Source organism: Spirillospora sp. CA-142024 (assembly GCF_050942325.1).
GTDB lineage: Bacteria > Actinomycetota > Actinomycetes > Streptosporangiales > Streptosporangiaceae > Spirillospora.
The window spans coordinates 5,603,241-5,618,889 of sequence record NZ_CP192077.1; the positions used below are offsets into that span (position 1 = coordinate 5,603,241).

At 73.9% G+C, this 15,649-nt stretch carries 12 protein-coding genes; 7 read left to right on the top strand and 5 right to left on the bottom strand.

Annotation, left to right across the window (positions count from 1 at the left end; all coding sequences use genetic code 11):
* Positions 1-9 precede the first annotated feature (9 nt).
* Genes ACQPZP_RS26860 through ACQPZP_RS26870 form a run of 3 tightly spaced genes read right to left on the bottom strand, consistent with a single transcriptional unit; the run spans position 10 to position 3,384 of the window.
* Positions 10-1,212, bottom strand: a complete 1,203-nt coding sequence (locus ACQPZP_RS26860; protein WP_433472496.1) for a carbohydrate kinase family protein — start codon at positions 1,210-1,212, stop codon at positions 10-12.
* A gap of 46 nt (positions 1,213-1,258) precedes the next feature.
* Positions 1,259-2,626, bottom strand: a complete 1,368-nt coding sequence (locus ACQPZP_RS26865; RefSeq protein WP_433472497.1) for a 6-phospho-beta-glucosidase — start codon at positions 2,624-2,626, stop codon at positions 1,259-1,261.
* Complete coding sequence (locus tag ACQPZP_RS26870; RefSeq protein ID WP_433472498.1) at positions 2,623-3,384, bottom strand: DeoR/GlpR family DNA-binding transcription regulator; 762 nt, start codon at positions 3,382-3,384, stop codon at positions 2,623-2,625. Before ACQPZP_RS26870 ends, ACQPZP_RS26865 begins: the two co-directional genes overlap by 4 nt.
* 416 nt (positions 3,385-3,800) lie before the next feature.
* Between ACQPZP_RS26870 and ACQPZP_RS26875 the strand changes: the two genes are divergently transcribed.
* The 4 genes from ACQPZP_RS26875 to ACQPZP_RS26890 are packed head-to-tail and all read left to right on the top strand — an operon-like array spanning position 3,801 to position 7,423.
* Complete coding sequence (locus ACQPZP_RS26875) at positions 3,801-4,811, top strand: carbohydrate kinase family protein (protein ID WP_433472499.1); 1,011 nt, start codon at positions 3,801-3,803, stop codon at positions 4,809-4,811.
* A complete protein-coding gene (locus tag ACQPZP_RS26880) occupies positions 4,790-5,698 on the top strand; it encodes an SIS domain-containing protein (RefSeq protein WP_433472500.1) in 909 nt (302 codons plus the stop codon). Before ACQPZP_RS26875 ends, ACQPZP_RS26880 begins: the two co-directional genes overlap by 22 nt.
* Positions 5,695-6,618 carry a 1-phosphofructokinase family hexose kinase gene (locus tag ACQPZP_RS26885; RefSeq protein ID WP_433472501.1) on the top strand — a complete coding sequence of 308 codons (924 nt, stop codon included), beginning with the start codon at positions 5,695-5,697 and terminating at the stop codon, positions 6,616-6,618. Before ACQPZP_RS26880 ends, ACQPZP_RS26885 begins: the two co-directional genes overlap by 4 nt.
* Positions 6,596-7,423 (top strand): class II fructose-bisphosphate aldolase, encoded by an 828-nt coding sequence (locus tag ACQPZP_RS26890; RefSeq protein ID WP_433472502.1) that lies wholly within the window; start codon positions 6,596-6,598, stop codon positions 7,421-7,423. Before ACQPZP_RS26885 ends, ACQPZP_RS26890 begins: the two co-directional genes overlap by 23 nt.
* On the opposite strand, the gene ACQPZP_RS26895 is transcribed toward ACQPZP_RS26890, so the two are convergent.
* Positions 7,407-8,006 (bottom strand): dihydrofolate reductase family protein, encoded by a 600-nt coding sequence (locus ACQPZP_RS26895; protein ID WP_433472503.1) that lies wholly within the window; start codon positions 8,004-8,006, stop codon positions 7,407-7,409. The two genes, ACQPZP_RS26890 and ACQPZP_RS26895, sit on opposite strands and share 17 nt — an antisense overlap.
* Before the next feature lie 194 nt (positions 8,007-8,200).
* On the opposite strand from ACQPZP_RS26895, the gene ACQPZP_RS26900 reads away from it, so the two are divergent.
* The 3 genes from ACQPZP_RS26900 (at position 8,201) to ACQPZP_RS26910 (ending at position 12,699) form a co-directional block, all read left to right on the top strand.
* Positions 8,201-9,862, top strand: coding sequence for a sulfatase (locus ACQPZP_RS26900; protein ID WP_433472504.1), 1,662 nt, complete (start codon positions 8,201-8,203; stop codon positions 9,860-9,862).
* A gap of 98 nt (positions 9,863-9,960) precedes the next feature.
* Positions 9,961-10,908: a glycoside hydrolase family 16 protein gene (locus tag ACQPZP_RS26905; RefSeq protein WP_433472505.1), complete on the top strand. Its 948-nt coding sequence runs from the start codon at positions 9,961-9,963 to the stop codon at positions 10,906-10,908.
* A gap of 183 nt (positions 10,909-11,091) precedes the next feature.
* Positions 11,092-12,699, top strand: a complete 1,608-nt coding sequence (locus ACQPZP_RS26910) for an ArnT family glycosyltransferase (protein WP_433472506.1) — start codon at positions 11,092-11,094, stop codon at positions 12,697-12,699.
* A gap of 21 nt (positions 12,700-12,720) precedes the next feature.
* On the opposite strand, the gene ACQPZP_RS26915 is transcribed toward ACQPZP_RS26910, so the two are convergent.
* Entirely contained in the window at positions 12,721-15,558 is a 2,838-nt protein-coding gene (locus ACQPZP_RS26915) for a hypothetical protein (protein WP_433472507.1), read from the bottom strand.
* Positions 15,559-15,649: the final 91 nt, after the last annotated feature.

A 15,649-nucleotide genomic window follows, 5' to 3' on the forward strand; every position in this document is an offset into this window, starting at 1 on the left:
TGTCCCGGGTCAGGACGGCTGCTGAGGCTCGGCCCGGAGGGTGGGCTCGGCCCGGACGACGGTGTCGGTCGCCGAGTCGGGGATGAAGTCCACGACGAAGGCGTACTGTTCGAGGACGGATTCGGGGACCTCGCCGGACTCGCCGAACGCGGCGATCTCCCCCCAGCACGGCGCCCCGAGCGAGCCGCTGCGGTGCCGGACGGACAGGCCGGCGCACAGGTTGGCGAACCGCAGCCGCTCGGCGAGCGGGAGCCCCGCGAGCGTCCCGAACAGGAACCCCGCGCCGAACACGTCGCCGGCCCCGGTGGCGTCGAGCGGGCGCACCGGCAGCGCCTCGGTCTCGGCGACCTCGCCGGTCGCCGAGTCGATCGCGACGGCCCCTGCCCCGCCGCGCTTCACCACCACGACCGGGACCCGCTCGGAGAGCCTGCGGGCGGCCTCCTCGGGCGACCCGGCGCGCGTGTAGGCCATGGCCTCCACGGCGTTCGGCAGGAACACGTCCACGTGCTCCAGCCGGTCGAGCACCTCGGTCGACCAGGTCTCGGTCGCGTCCCAGCCGAGGTCGGCGAAGACGGTGGTGCCCGACCGCCGCATCTCCCCGGCCCAGCCCGGCACGGGACGCTCGATGTCGACGAAGCAGGCCCGCGCGGCGGGCGGCGGGGAGCCGAGCACCGCCTCCGCACCGGCCGCCGGCTCCGCCGGGTCGAGGTCCGGCATGGGCTTGGCATAGGTGACCATGCTGCGGTCGGAGTCGTAGGCCAGCGACACCGTGACGGGCGTGGGCCAGCCGGTGATCTTGCGGGAGTGCCCGAGGTCGATGCCCTCCTGCTCGGCGAGCGTCCGCCACAGGTAGGCGCCGAACATGTCGTCCCCGAAGGGGGCCGCGAGCCCGACCCGCAGGCCGAGCCGGCTCATCGCCACCGCGATGTTCGCGACGCCCCCGGGCGCCGAGCCGAGCCCCTCGGTGAAAAGCTCCGTCCCGGGCGGCGGCAGACCGGGCAGCCCAGTGAAGATCATGTCCATGAAGACCTGGCCGCTCAGGAAGACGTCCAGCTCGGGCGCCGCACCGGCGTCGTCCGCGCGGTGCAGCATGTCCGCGGCGAGGCCCCGCTCGGCGCACGGGTCGGCCAGGGACGGCTCGGGCGGCCGGCCGGGGGCCGCCGCCCCGCCCGGTCCCGGGTCCGCGCTCCCGTCCAGGGTCTCCACTGTCATGACTCCTCCTCACGAGGGCCGTCGGGGCCGAGGTCGGTCGCGGGGGTCATCGGCCACCGGCCGCGAAGACGTCGGCGACCTCGGGAATCCGGTCGATGTAGCCGTCGAGCAGCCGCCGCCCGATCTCCACCGAGTCGACCAGGGGGTGCAGCGCGAACGCCTTGACGGCGTCCGCCCGCGAACCGGTCGTGGCGGCCTGCACGGTCAGCCGCTCCACGGCCTTGACCTGCTGCATGAGCCCGGTCTGGTGCAGGTCGGGCTGGTCGAGGACGAGCGGGTGGACGCCGGCGGCGTCGACGGTGACCGGCACCTCGACGACCGCGTCGGGCGGGAGGGCGGTGACGGCCGAGCCGTTCCGCACGTTGAGGATCATGGTGGCGCGCTCGTCGCGGCTGATCGCGGCCATCACGTTCAGCGCGACCCGGGCGTATCCCTCGTCCGCGGGATCGATCCCGGCGTGGTCGTCCAGGGCCTCGCCGGTCCGCGCGCCCTTCATCTCGGCCATGTAGCTCGCGCTGCGGGACGCCACCGTCTCGCGCCACAGTCCCATGGCCGCGCCGCCGGACGCCGCCGCGATCCGCTCATAGAACGCCTCCTGCTGCTTGAGCAGGAACTCGCCGCGGGTCTGCGGCGCGTCCAGGGTGGCGCGGACCGCCTCCCGGTTGAAGTAGTAGTAGTACAGGTACTCGTTGGGGATCACGCCGAGGTCGCGCAGCCAGTCACGGCCGAAGACCACGCCCTCCTCCAGCGTCCCCAGCAGCTCGTCGTCGGCGAGCATCCGGGGCAGGACGTCCACGCCGTCGTGCAGGATGCGGCGCATCCAGCCGAGATGGTTCAGGCCGACGTAGTCGAGCCGGATCCGGCCCGGATCCAGCCCGAGCGCCGCGGCCACCCGCATGCCGAGCCCGGACGGGGTGTCGCAGATGCCGAGCACCCGGTCGCCGAGCACGCCCTGCATCGCCTCGGTGATCATTCCGGCGGGGTTGGTGAAGTTGATGACGTAGGCGTCCGGCGCGAGGGCCTTCACGCGGTGCGCGATGTCGAGCATGACGGGAATGGTGCGCAGCCCGTAGGCGATCCCGCCGGGCCCGGTGGTCTCCTGCCCGAGGACGTTCAGGTCCAGGGCGACCCGCTCGTCGCACACACGCCCTCTGAGGCCACCCACCCGGACGGCGGAGAAGACGAAGTCGGCCCCTTCCAGCGCCTTGTCCAGCCCGGTGCCGGTGAACACCCGCGGCGCGTCCTCGACCCCTTCGGCGAGCGCGCCGAGCACCGCCGCCATCGCCTCCAGGCGGCCGGCGTCGGAGTCCTGGAGCCAGACCTCCTCGATGCGCGGAGAGCCCGGGTCCTGCAACAGGGCCTGGTACACGTACGGCACCCGGAACCCGCCACCGCCGAGTATGGCCAGCTTCATGCGAAGAACACCTTCCCGCCCGCCTCCCGGCAGACCTCGAGCGTCCGGGGGTCGGCCCCGGCGGTCGTGACCAGCGCGTCGATCCGGTCGAACGCGCACACCCGCAGCGAGCCGGTGCCGGGGAACTTCGCCTCCGAGGCGACCAGCACCACCCGGTCCGCGGATTCGAGCATCGCCTGCTTGATCGGCGTCTCGACCTCCATGTCGTCCATGACGTGCCCGTCCGGCCGCACTCCGGTGCAGCTGAGGAACACGAGGTCGGCGCGCACCTGGCGGAGCGCCGTCTCGGTGAGCGACCCGACGAGGGAGAGGTAGTTGCGCCGCACGACACCGCCGAGCAGGCACAGCCGGACGGCATCGTCGTCGCGCAGTTCGTCCAGCACGGCCAGGTTTGCGGTGATGACGGTGACGGGCCGGCCGCGCAGATGCCGGGCGATCAGCCTGGTGCTGGTCCCGATGTCGAGCACGACGACCATGTCGTCCTCCACCAGCGCCGCCGCCCGCTCGGCCACCGCGGCCTTCTCCGCGCTGTCGTGCTCCGCGGACGCCGCGAAGGAGATCTCGGGCACCGCCGAGCGGGGCGACAGGGCCGCTCCCCCGTAGGTCCGCATGAGCTCGCCGTTGCGGTCGAGCACGTCCAGGTCACGCCGGATCGTCGACTCGCTCACCTGGAGGGTCTCGGCCAGCTCCCGCACGGAGGCGGCGCCCTTGGTGCGCAGGGACGACACGATCTGCGCACGACGCTTGCTCGATGTCACGCCGTGGAACGTAACACTCTTGCTCGACATCCGTCATCACCCTGGGCGGAACCTGCTCGAAGTCCGTCATTCACTTCGCTGACGTGCACAGAGTCAGTCAGGCCGGCAGTGGAGTCAGGGAGCCCTGTCGGGAGGCGGGAACGTTCCATCGGGCCTGGGCCCACCGCGCTGCCGGAGGACGGCCCCCGATGTCAGGACACAAGGTCAATTCGCACATATCCCCCCTCCCGACCACCAGATCCGGCGACTGCCTCCACCTCTGCGGCGACGGCTTCCCTGTGCGCCCTGATGCGCCCACTCCCCGCCGGACCCGTCGGCTCTCCTACGAACACCGACGGAGTCTGCTCTTGTGCGGTGGTGATTGTTTGCGGATGATTGGCGGGAGTTTTGAGCGTGAACGCGCATGCGGAGGTGTGGTGGGCGACGCGGTCGATCTGCTCGTGGTCGGTGACGCCAACCCGGACGTCGTGCTGGTGGGCGCGCCCCGGCGGCCGGCGTTCGGGCAGCGGGAGGAGCTGGTCCGGCACGGGGAACTGGCGCTGGGCGGGTCCGCGGCGATCATGGCGTGCGGGGCGGCGCGGCTCGGGCTGCGCGTCGCGTTCGCGGGGCGGGTCGGGGACGACGCGGCCGGGCGGTTCGTGCTCGGCGCCCTCGCCGAGCGGGGCGTGGACGTGTCGGCGTGCGCGGTCGATCCCGAGAGGCCGACCGGGCTCACGGTGATCCTCAACGAGGGCGCCGACCGCGCGATCCTGACCGCGCCGGGAACGCTGCCGGAGATGACGGCGGAGGACGTCCCCGCGAAGGCGCTGCTGGGCGCCCGGCACGTGCACGCCGCCTCCTACTTCCTGCAGCCGGGGCTGGCGTCCGGGCTGCCCGCGGTGTTCGCCGCGGCGCGCGCGGGCGGGGCGACCACCTCGCTCGACACCAACGACGATCCGTCCGGACGGTGGGCGGGGCTCGATGCCGTGCTCGCCGTGACCGATGTGCTGCTGCCGAACGAGTCCGAGGCCCGGGACATCGCCGGATGCGAGGACGTCGCCGAGGCCGCACGGCGGCTCGCGGCGCGCGGGGTCCTGCCGGTGATCAAGTGCGGTTCCGAGGGCGCCCTGGCGTGGGACGGGGGCCTCGTGCGGGCCGCCCCCGTCCCGGCGGAGCCGCTGGACACGGTCGGGGCGGGGGACTCATTCGACGCCGGTTTCCTGGCCGCCCGGCTGCGCGGTCTCGACCTGGCCGGATGTCTCGCGCTGGCGACCGCCGCCGGGGCGCTGTCCACCCGCGCGCACGGCGGAACCCTGGCCCAGCCCACCTGGACCGAGGCCGCCGAAGCGGCCCGCCACGCCGGGAGCCCGGCCGGGCCGCCCGGAGGCTCCGCGCCCGAACCGGCCGAGAGACGTCAGGAGAATTCATGGCCGACAACCGCATCATGAGCGAGATCGCCGCGCAGCCGGAGTGCTGGCGGCGGGCCGCCGGGCTGGCCGCCGGGCTGCGGGACGCGCTGCCGGCCCGCGGGGAGCGGGTGGCGGTCGTCGGATGCGGCACCTCGCTGTTCATGGCGCAGGCGTACGCGGCGCTGCGGGAGGGCGCGGGGCACGGCGAGACCGACGCCTTCGCCGCTTCGGAGATGCCGCTCGCCCGCCGCTACGACCGGGTGCTGGCGCTCACCCGGTCCGGGACGACGACCGAGGTCCTGGCCGTCCTGGACGGGCTCGGCGGCGCCGTCCGGACGACCGCGATCACCGCCGACCCGGACACCCCGGTCTCCGGGAGCGCGGGCGAGGTGATCTCCCTGGACTTCGCGGACGAGGAGTCGGTCGTCCAGACCCGGTTCGCCACCACCCAGCTGGCGCTGCTGCGCGCCCACCTCGGCGAGGACCTGGCGGCCGCGATCGCGGACGCCGAGGCCGCCGTGACCGATCCGCTCCCGCCGGAGCTGCTGGACGTCGGGCAGGTCACGTTCCTCGGCCGCGGCTGGACGGTCGGGATCGCGCAGGAGGCCGCCCTGAAGATGCGCGAGGCCGCGTGCTTCTGGACGGAGGCGTACCCGGCGATGGAGTACCGGCACGGGCCGATCAGCGTCACCGGCCCCGGCCGTGCGGTGTGGATGTTCGGCGGGCTCCCGGACGGCCTGGCCGGCGAGGTGGCCGCGACCGGCGGGCTGCTGCGCGCCGCCGGCGCCGACCCGCTCGCCGACCTGATCCGGGTGCAGCGGCTCGCCGTCGCGCGCGCGACGGCGGCGGGCCTCGATCCCGAACGGCCCCGGCACCTCACCCGCTCGGTGATCCTGGACCCCGCCGCCGGGGACGGGGGCGCATGATCCTCACGGTCACGCCGAACGCGGCCCTCGACGACACCTACGAGGTGCCGGACGCGCGGTTCGGCGAGGTCAACCGGGTGGCCGCGGTGCACCGGCGGCCCGGCGGCAAGGGCGTCAACGTGGCCCGGGTGCTGCACGGCCTCGGCCACGAGGTCGTGGCCACCGGGCTCGCCGGCGGCGCCGCCGGGCGGCAGATCGAGGAAGGGCTCGCCGCCCTGGGCGTGCCCGCCGCGTTCTCGCCGGTGGCCGGCGAGTCGCGCCGCACGGTCACGATCGTCGGCGCCGAGGTGACGATGTTCTGCGAGCCCGGGCCCACCGTGACCGCCGCCGAATGGGCGGCGTTCCTCGCCCGCTACGAGACGCTGGCCCGGGACGCCGCCGTGGTCGTCCTGTCGGGAAGCCTGCCCCCGGGCGTCCCCCCGGACGCCTACGCGCGGCTCGCCCGCCTCGCCCCCGGCCCGGTGATCCTGGACGCCGACGGGGAGCCGCTGCGGCTCGGGCTCGCCGGACGTCCCGCCGTGGTGAAACCGAACGCCGGGGAACTGGCCCGCGTGAGCGGCACCGGCGACACGGCGGCCGGCATCCGCATGCTCCGCGCGGCGGGCGCGCGGACCGTGGTCGCCTCCCTCGGCGCGGGCGGGGTCGTCGCGGACACCCCCGGCGGTGTGCTGCGCGCCGCCCTCGACCGTCCCGTCCCGGGCAACCCGACGGGCGCGGGAGACGCGCTCGCCGCCGGGCTGGCGGCGGGGCTCGCGGCGGACCGGCCCTGGCCGGACCTGCTCCGGAACGCGGTCGCGCTGGCCGCCTGCGCGGTCCGCTCCCCCGTCGCCGGTGAGATCGACGCCGCCGCGGTCCCCGCGCTCCTCCCCCATGTCAGCGTCCGAGCCGAGGAGGACCATGCCGCTCGTCCCCATGAGTGAGGCCGTCGGCGCGCCCGGGCGGGGGCTGGGTGCGTTCAACGTGATCCAGCTGGAGCACGCCGAGGCGATCGTCGCCGGCGCGGAGCACGCGGGGACGCCCGTGGTGCTCCAGGTCAGCGAGAACTGCGTCGCCTACCACGGCGCGCTGGCGCCGATCGGACAGGCGGTGCTGGCGGTAGCGCGCGCCGCCGCCGTGCCCGTCGCCGTCCATCTGGACCACGCCACCTCGGCCGGCCTGGTCGGCGAGGCCGTGGACCTCGGGTTCGGGTCGGTGATGTTCGACGCCTCCCGGCTCGCGCACGACGCGAACGTGGCGGCCACCGCCGAGGTCGCCGCGCGCTGCCACGCGGGCGGGGTCTGGGTCGAGGCCGAGCTCGGCGAGATCGGCGGCAAGGACGGCGTGCACGCCCCGCACGCCCGGACCGATCCGGGCGAAGCCGCGGGCTTCGTGGCCGCCACCGGCGTGGACGCCCTCGCCGTCGCGGTCGGCACGTCCCACGCCATGCTCACCCGCGACACCGTCCTAGACCTCCCCCTTATCGCGCGGCTGCACGACGCCGTGCCCGTGCCGCTGGTGCTGCACGGCTCGTCCGGGGTGCCCGACGAGGCGCTCACCGCCGCCGTCCGGCACGGCATGAAGAAGATCAACATCGCGACACAGCTGAACAAGGTGTACACCGGGGCCGTCCGCGAGCGGCTCGCCGCCGACCCGGCCCTCGTGGACCCGCGCCGCTACGTCGGCGCCGCCCGCGACGCGGTCGCCGCCGAGGTCGCCCGCCTGCTGAAGATCATCCGCGCCGACTGACGCGGTAGGTCACGTGGGTGACCAGTTCGGTGCGGGACGCGCCGGCCGGTTCGAGCGAGATGTCGCCGACGCCCTCGAAGAGCCGCTCGCCCCCGCCGAGGACGATCGGCGCGACGTGCAGCCGGAGCTCGTCGATCAGCCCCGTCGCGAGGTACTGGTTCACGGTGTGGGCGCCCCCCGCGATCGCGACGTCCCGGTCCCCCGCGGCCTGCCGGGCCTGGGCGAGCGCCGACTCGATTCCGTCGGTGACGAAGGAGAACGTCGTCCCGCCCTTCATCGGGACGGGCTCGCGCGGGTAATGGGTCAGGACGAACACCGGCGCGTGGTACGGCGGCTCGTCGCCCCACCAGCCGTTCCATTCCAGGTCCCAGTCACCTCGGCCGGAGGCGAACATGTTGCGTCCCATGATGTAGGCGCCGGCCGACGTGATCTTCTCGACCTCCTCGGCGTTGGCCTCGGCCTCCTCGAACATCCACCGGTGCAGCAGTTCGCCGCCGTCTCCGAGCGGCTCGTCCATCCGCTGGTTCGGGCCCGCCGCGTAGCCGTCCACGGAAACCGTGATGTCACAGGTGACCTTGCTCATGTCCATTCCTCCTCAACGGGCGCCCCACCGGCGCCTCTCACCAGGAGATCGGAGCCGCCTCCCGCTCCTCGACATCCCGCCGGGAGAAACATGGAAACGTTTGAACCCTCCGGCGCGAAGCGGACGTGCAGTGTGTGTCGCGGTCGCGGCAGGGGGAACGAGCCTGGGAGGACCAACTGACCACCGATAGCCGCGTGGAGCGGGAGACACAGGAGGAAGTGCCGGCCGGAGCCCGGAAAGCGGACGCGCGGCCGCGATGGCGGCGGGTCGCCGGGCGGACGGTGACCGTCGCGGCGTTCCTGTTCGTGCTCGCGGCGCTGGTCGCGCCGGCCGAGTTCGCGCGCCTCACACCGGCCGCCTTCGTCCGCATCCCCGTGGAGGGCGTGCTGGGCGTCGCGTTGATCCTCGTGGTGCCGGCGAGGGCGCGGCGGTACGTGGCCCTGACGGCGGGGGCGGTTCTCGGGCTGCTGTTCGTCCTGAAGGTGATGGACATCGGGTTCGACGCGGTGCTCGTCCGGCCGTTCGACCTGGTGCTCGACTGGCCGATGCTGGCGCCGGGCGTGGAGTTCGTCAAGGAGTCGGCGGGGTCCGCCGGAGCGATCGGCGCCGTCGTGGGGGCGGCGGTGCTGACGGTCGGCGTGATCGTGCTGATGGCGCTGTCGACGCTGCGCCTGAGCCGGGTCGTGGTCCGGCACGACCGGCCGGCCGCCTGGGGGGCCGGGGTCCTCGGCGCGATCTGGGTCCTGTGCGCCGCGCTCGGGGCGCAGTTCGTCCACGGTGTGCCGGTGGCGTCCAGGAGCGCGGCGGTGCTCGCCTACGACCACGCACGGCAGGTGCGGACGAGCCTGAACGACAAGAAGGAGTTCGCGAAGGCCGCCGCGGTCGACAAGTTCCGCAACACGCCCGACGACAAGCTGCTGACGGGGCTGCGGGGGAAGGACGTCACCCTGGCGTTCGTCGAGAGCTACGGGCGTTCGGCGGTCGAGAGCCCGGAGTACGCCGGGCAGGTCGACGCCGTGCTGGACCAGGGGTCGCGGCAGCTCCGCGAGTCCGGGTTCGCCGCGCGCAGCGGCTGGCTCACCTCGTCGACGGCGGGCGGGGGCAGCTGGCTGGCACACGCCACCCTGCTGTCGGGCCTGTGGATCAACAACCAGCAGCGGTACCGGACGCTCGTGCACAGCGACCGGCTGACGCTGAACGGGGCGTTCCACCGGGCGGACGCGCGGACGGTCGCGCTGATGCCGGCGATCACCCGGGCCTGGCCGGAGGCGTCGTTCTACGGCTACGACAAGGTCTACGACGACCGCACCCTCGGCTACCGCGGGCCGCGCTTCAGCTTCGCCACGATGCCGGACCAGTACACCCTGTCGACGCTCCAGCGCACCGAGCTGGACAAGAAGGACCGTGCGCCGGTGATGGCCGAGACGGCGCTGGTGTCGAGCCACGCGCCGTGGGCGTCCATCCCCAGCCTCGTCCCGTGGAACCAGGTCGGGGACGGCTCGGTCTTCAACGGGATGGGCAAGGGGTACAACGCTCCCTGGCCGGGGCCCGGTCAGATCCGCACCGAATACCGCAAGTCGATCGAGTACACGCTGAACACGCTCGTGTCCTACATGCGGACCTACGGCGACGACGACTCGGTCCTGATCTTCCTCGGCGACCACCAGCCCGCGCCGCTCATCACCGGCCCGGGCGCGAGCCGGGACGTGCCGATCACGATCGTCGCGAAGGACAAGGCCGTGCTGGACCGGATCTCCGGCTGGGGATGGCAGGACGGCCTGCGCCCCGCCAAGAACACTCCGGTATGGCCGATGAGCGCCTTCCGTGACCGTTTCCTGACCGCTTTCGGAGGCTGATCGGGATTTAGGGAATGGCGTTCCGGGAATGGGAGAAGATGATCAGCATCCGCAGGTGCCGACCCACCTCCCCGCCAACTCCTGTGGAAGGCCGCACCATGCCGCACCCGCTCCCACGGCTCCATTCCCCGAAAGCGCTGAAGCTCGCCCTGGCGGCGCTCGCCGCCGCCCCGCTCGCCATCGCCGGCGTCGCGGCCGCCGCGACGCCGCCACCGCCGCCGGCCGGCTGGTCGCTGGTGTGGAGCGACGACTTCACCGGCCCCGCCGGCGCGCCGCCGTCCTCCGGCGACTGGATCGTCGACACCGGCCACGGATACCCCGGAGGCCCAGGAAACTGGGGCACCGGGGAGATCCAGCGTTACACCGCCGACCCCGCCAACATCGGCCAGGACGGCGGCGGAAACCTGAAGATCACCCCGATCAGGGGGACGTCCGGCGAATGGACGTCCGCCCGGATCGAAACGCGCCGCACGGACTTCAAGCCGACCGACGGCCGCGTCCTGCGAATCGAGGGCCGGATCCAGATGCCGGACGTCACCGGCGACGGGGCGCTCGGCTACTGGCCCGCGTTCTGGGCCCTCGGATCCCCGTACCGGGGCAATTACCAGAACTGGCCCTCGATCGGCGAGTTCGACTTCATGGAGAACGTCAACGGGATCAATTCCGTCTGGGGCACCCTGCATTGCGGGACGAATCCGGGCGGCCCCTGTAACGAGACGACCGGGCTCGGGACCAACCGCGCCTGTCCCGGCGCCTCCTGCCAGTCGGCGATGCACACGTACCGGTTCGAATGGGACCGCAGCGTCTCCCCGAACCAGCTCCGCTGGTACGTGGACGGCCAGCAGTTCCACAGCGTGGGCCAGAACCAGCTCGACGCCGCGACGTGGGACGCCATGACCGGGCACGGCGGCTACTTCCTGTTGCTGAACGTGGCGATGGGCGGCGCGTTCCCGAACGGTGTCTCCGGCCAGAACACCCCGACGGCGGCGACGGTCTCGGGCCGCCCCATGCTCGTCGACTACGTCGCCGTATGGCAGAGCGGGTGATGCGATGGTGGAGGAGTGACCTCGCTGACCGAGGGCCCCGGCCGGCCCGCGGCGCCTCCGGCTGAGGCGCCGCCGGGCCGGCTCCCGGAGCGGAGCGCCGGCGGAGCGGAGGGGGCCGGCCCGGCCTGCCCTTCCGGGGGGTGTGGGGGGTCGTCCCCCCACAGGAGAACCGGCCGGTCCCGGGTGCCTTGGCGGCGGTGGGCGGTCGTCGCGGCCGTGGTGGCGCTGCTGACCCAGATGGCGGTCGCGATGATCTCCACGGCCGTGGCGCAGACGCCGACCATCGACGAGCCGGTCTACATCGGCACCGGCGTGGTCTATCTGCAGGAGCACGACCTCCGCTACAACCCCGAGCATCCGCCGCTCGGCAAGCTGATCATCGGCGCCGGGGCGGTGCTCGCGGGCCCGCACCTCGACACCTCCTTCACCGGCGGCCAGTACCAGGTCGGGCCGCATCTGCTGTACAAGTCGGGCAACGATGCGCAGCGGGTCCTGCTCGCCGCGCGCCTGCCGGTCATCGCCCTGACCCTGCTGTTCGGGCTGGTGGTCTTCGCCTTCGCGCGCGACCTCACCGGCCCGGGCGGCGGGCTGGCGGCGCTCACGCTCTACGCCTTCTCCCCCGACGTCATCGCGCACGGGTCGCTGGCCACCCTGGACGTCCCGATGGCCGGATTCCTGCTGACATCGGTGTGGCTCCTGTGGCGGGCGAGACGAAGGCCGCGCCTTTACCTGCCGCTCGCCGGGGTCGCGCTCGGCGCGGCCATGGCCACCAAGATGAGCACGCTGCCCGCCGTGCCGGTGCTCCTGGCGCTGGCATTCGTGTCGGTCCGGGCCTTCCGTCCGTCCCGCCGCCCCATCGTGAGCGGCGTGCTGTCGGCGGCCGGGGTCGGTGTCCTGGCCGTCGCGGTGGTGTGGGCGAGCTATCTCGCGGTCGACCCTCGCCTACGCTGGACGACCCCCGCCGACCTGCCCGCCATCGGCGGTGTGCGCGGGCTCGTCGCCGGCTGGGTGCCCTTCCCGAGGACCTTCCAGGACGGGATGCGCGTCCAGTTCGGTTTCGAGGACATGCGGTGGACGGGCTTCCTGTTCGGCCACACCTACCACGGATCCCGCTGGTACTACCTTCCGGCCGCGCTGCTGGTGAAGACGCCGCTCGGAATGCTCGCCCTGTGGCTGGCGGGCATCGCGGCGATGGCGGCCCTCCCCCGGCTGCGTCCTGCCGCTCCGTACGTCCTCGCCCCGGCGGTCGTGCTGCTCGTCGTGGCGATGACCGGCGCCCGCGACCTTGGCGTCCGCTACGTTGTCTTCATCCCGATGTTCTTGGGGGTCGCGGCGGCCGGTACGACCCTCGTCCGGTGGCGGTGGACGAAGGCCGTCACGGCCGCGCTGCTGCTGTTCGTCGCTGTGAGCTCGCTGCGGACCTATCCCTACTACCTGCCTTACTCCAACGAGGCGTTCGGCGGCCCGTCCAAGACTCACCTGCGCCTGCACGACTCCAACGTCGACTGGGGCCAGGATCTCGAACGGCTCGCCGACCGCCTCCGGGAGCGCTACCCGGGCGAGCCGGTCTGGCTGGTGTACAAGGGCAGTGGGGTCCCGTCCTATTACGGCATCCGCGCGAGCGACCCGTTCGGCGTGCCACCGGATCAAGTGCGCGGGCTGCTGGTGGTGTCCGACAGTTGGATCGCCAAGGACGACCCGCGGCTGACCCCGCTGATCCGCTCCAGCGAGCCGATCGGCGAGGTCGGCCACTCCATCACCGTCTTCCGCCGCTCCCCTCACCGCCCGTAGGCCTCGGCCCCCTGCCGGCGGTCAGCGGCGGTGGGTGTGGGCGCGGGACCAGAGGGCCGTCCAGCCGCCGTGGGAGAGCCACGACGCGGGGACGCGCAGCCCGTGCTCGGCGATCTCGTCCCAGAACGCCGAAGTGTCGGCCCCCAGTTCGCGGGCCGCGGGCAGGGCGCGCTGCCAGCAGCCCTCCTTGTCCTCCAGCGTGGTGGCCGGGTAGCCGGGGACGGTGATCGTGCGCGGCCGGGTCACGGGCGCGAGGTCCGCCTCCGGGGCACCGCAGGTGGTCGCGATGGCGAGCGCGCAGAGCAGCGGCTCGGTCGTGGGCTTGGCGAGGGCGCGGGCGATCACCGGGTCGTCCTGGACGGCGAGCCGGCCGATCGCGCGGCGGATCCGGCGGGCCACCAGGTCCAGGGAGTAGGCGTCGGCGACGGCGGGGAGCTTGACGAGCCTGCGCAGCGTCTTCGGCAGCGGCGGCTCGCCGAGCAGGAGCGGAAGCTGGTCGAAACGGTCCCGCAGAGCGGGGTCGAGGGCGTCGAGCGCGGCGGCGAGCGGACGGTGCCCGGTGCTCGTCCAGAGCGGGACAAGGCCGGTGGCGCCCTCGTCCAGGGCGCGGCGGACGGCTCCCGCGAGCTGCGCCCCGCCGAGCCGGCGCAGCCGGGCGAGCGCGGCGTCCGGCGAGGTCGCGGCGACGGCGGCGAAGGGGCCGGACGGCACCGGGCCGGACCCGGCGCCGGCCGCGAGCTCGCCGAGCGCCGGGCCCACCTCCTCGACGAGGCGGGGGGCCGCCCGCCGGCGCGCGGTCCGCGGCGGCGGAAGCTCCTCCGGCGCCTGGACGGTCTCCTCCTCGACGTCCCCGGGGAGCGCGGCGACCCAGTCGCGGAACCGCTGTTCCAGGGTCGCGTCCGGCGTGTCGTTGAACCTCGCCGCGATCTCGGCGACGCGCCATCCCCGCGACGCGGGCCGGAGCGGGGACAGCTCCGCGTTGACGACCAGGAGGCCGTCCGCGTCGTACAGGCCGGCGAGAGCGGTCCGGCCCTTCCTGGCGTCCTCGACATAGGCGGGACCGGCGATGCAGTTGCCCATGTAGTCCGCCCATTCGGCGACGTCCCGGGCGCTGCGTGCGATCTTGAGCCGGACGCCGGCGCCGGCGACGGCCGTCCCGTTCCGCGCGGCGAGCGCGGCCGGGACGGCGAAGTCGCCAGTGAGGGCCTCGGTGATCGCGGTGGCCGACATGAGGCCCGCGGTGAAGGCCGCCCAGGTGCGCGGCGCCCGGGGCGGGACGCCGCCGAGCGCGACGAGCTGCGCGGCGCCGGAGACGGCGACCATGATCGAGTCGAGGCGCGGTGTCAGCGGCTCGGTCTCCGGCGGCGGGTCATGGTCGAACCAGGGCTCGCCGGTGCCCGGGGTGGGCTGTGCCAGCTCGTGCCCGTACAGCCGGGCGAGGGCGTCGATCAGGTCCGCGTACCAGAGCAGGTCGCCTCTGCTCTCCACGGTCGCCGGGTCCTGGGCCGGCGTGAGCCGGCTTTGGAGCGGCTCCTCGTGGCCCAGCATCGGCCCGGTCCACTGCGGAATGCCCATCCACTCGGCGGGAGGGCGGCCATAGCCGGCGCTTTCCCGCCAGCCCGTCAAGCGGGCGCTTCCCCACAGGCGCAGCAGGTCGTCGTGAGCTCCGACCATCTCGTTCATCAGGAATCCGATGTCCTCGATGACGACGAGGGCGAAATCGCGGGCGCAGGCCAGGCGCGGCTTGAGGTAACCGGTGAACTTGGCGTCCTTCGGCTTGTCACCGGCCGTCTTGCGCACGATGTCGCGCACGTAGGCGGCCGGACGCACCGGAAGTCCGGTCAGCCCCGGCACGGGCCGCGCGGCCTCGGCGGCGGCCCAGTCGGGCACCGTCACCGCCGCCGCGCGCAGGATCGGGGCCGAACGCTCCAGGCCGTCCTCCAGGCCGTGGTCGGCGACGGCGAGCGCGGTCCGGAGCAGGGCGGTGGCGCCGAGCGCGTCCTGGAAGACGCGGTCGAGCCGCTCGCGCCAGTAGAACTCGTCGGGGATCCAGCGCGCCGCGTCCGCGAGTGACGGCTGCCTGGTCTCCAGGTCCGTCCGGACGCGCCACAGGATCCGCTCGTCGTCATCGTGGCGGCGCCGTCTGCGCAGATCTGCGAGCCGGTCGCGGCGGGACTGCGTCGCCAGCCGCGCCTCCCGCCGGGCGAGGCCGGTCCGGCGCTCCAGGACCCGCGCCCACAGGTCCAGGACGAGCGCGAGGCGGCGGGGCGCGGGGACGTCCTCGAACACCTGCCGGAAGTACCGCGCGAGCACCGAGGGCGGCCCGCCGGGCGTGAGGTCGACGTCTTCGGGGGCCCGGAGGGCGAGGACCTGTTCGAGCTGCTCGGGCCCGAGGACGTCGCTGGCCGCCGACGCCAGATGAAGCGCCGCCCATCGCCCGTCCTCGGCCGCCTGCGCGGCGGCGGCGCCGACCCGTTTGGTGACCGCGGGCCCGAACAGCGCGACCAGCATCCCGGCCCGCTCCCCGAGCCGGTGCGCGTTCCGCGGGCCGACGGCCCGCAGTGCGGCCAGGACGGCGTCCCGCTGGTCCCCGCGCGCCCCGTCCAGCCGGGCGGAGCGGAAGCCCGCGCCGAGGTCGACGCCCGCGCCGGCCGCGACGGCTCCGCCGTCGGTCACGAGCAAGGACAGCTCCCAGAGGGCGTGCGCCACGTCGTCCCCGGAGGCGTTCTCGGGCCCGAGCGCGACGGCGGTCCCCGGCCGGGCGTCCGATTCGTCCAGCAGGCGGACCGGGCCGGAGGGTCCGGCGATCCAGGCATGACGCCCCGAGGCCACCACGCCCCCATAAAGCCGGATCTTCACCCGCCCTATCATCCTCGCCGCGGCCACCCCGGCAAACGGAGTTTCGGCGGGCCCGGCCCTCACCCGGCACGGTGATCAGTGTGGTTCCCTG

Bases quoted from the DNA above. Each gene is read 5' to 3' on its own strand.
- ACQPZP_RS26865 (WP_433472497.1), bottom strand. From the start codon at position 2,626: ATGAAGCTGGCCATACTCGGCGGTGGCGGGTTCCGGGTGCCGTACGTG.
- ACQPZP_RS26880 (WP_433472500.1), top strand. From the start codon at position 4,790: ATGGCCGACAACCGCATCATGAGCGAGATCGCCGCGCAGCCGGAGTGC.
- ACQPZP_RS26905 (WP_433472505.1), top strand. From the start codon at position 9,961: ATGCCGCACCCGCTCCCACGGCTCCATTCCCCGAAAGCGCTGAAGCTC.
- ACQPZP_RS26895 (WP_433472503.1), bottom strand. From the start codon at position 8,006: ATGAGCAAGGTCACCTGTGACATCACGGTTTCCGTGGACGGCTACGCG.
- ACQPZP_RS26885 (WP_433472501.1), top strand. From the start codon at position 5,695: ATGATCCTCACGGTCACGCCGAACGCGGCCCTCGACGACACCTACGAG.
- ACQPZP_RS26890 (WP_433472502.1), top strand. From the start codon at position 6,596: ATGCCGCTCGTCCCCATGAGTGAGGCCGTCGGCGCGCCCGGGCGGGGG.
- ACQPZP_RS26860 (WP_433472496.1), bottom strand. From the start codon at position 1,212: ATGACAGTGGAGACCCTGGACGGGAGCGCGGACCCGGGACCGGGCGGG.